Source organism: Citrobacter sp. VF227, from assembly GCF_052950715.1.
Genome location: NZ_JBRFVF010000279.1, coordinates 1 through 507 on the forward strand (window position 1 = coordinate 1; position 507 = coordinate 507).

Consider the following 507-nt stretch of genomic DNA (forward strand, 5'->3'; position numbering starts at 1 on the left):
GTCACCGGATACGTCACCACACGGCGATCCGGGGCATCCGTAATGGTATCTTTGTGGCTCGCCTGGTTATCCAGGGCAGAGACGTGGATACGGACCCGGTCGCCCGCGCCGGCGGTGACCACGCCGTGCTCATCCAGCTGCCCGGGATTACCGAAGCTGATACGCACCAGACTGCCGGCGCGGAATGCCGAGCAGCCGGCGACAGTGGCCCCGTCATCATAAAGACGGATCAGGATCTCCTCCGGGGCAATGGTATTGCGCAGGGCTTTGTTGTATTCCGGGAAGCTCACCAGGGCGTCCCCGCTTTTCCCGTTGATCTCCACGCGGCACGCCGCCGCCACAAGCGAACCGTCCATCACAATACGGGTGGAAAATAACGGGGCGGTCGCCTGGACAGAAGACAACCCGGTCAGGGTCAGGAGACAAAGCGATGTCCACAGTGGTTTCAGTTTTTTCATGATAAAAATCCGGACTGGCCGTTTAAAAACACGCTATTTCCCATGATGA

The 507-nt window shown here is 59.2% G+C and carries 1 protein-coding gene; it reads right to left on the reverse strand.

The annotated features are described in order from the left end of the window. A partial coding sequence (locus ACU8YC_RS26315; protein ID WP_446896165.1) for a fimbrial protein occupies positions 1–458 on the reverse strand: 458 nt, incomplete at its 3' end. Between the last annotated feature and the right edge of the window lie 49 nt (positions 459–507).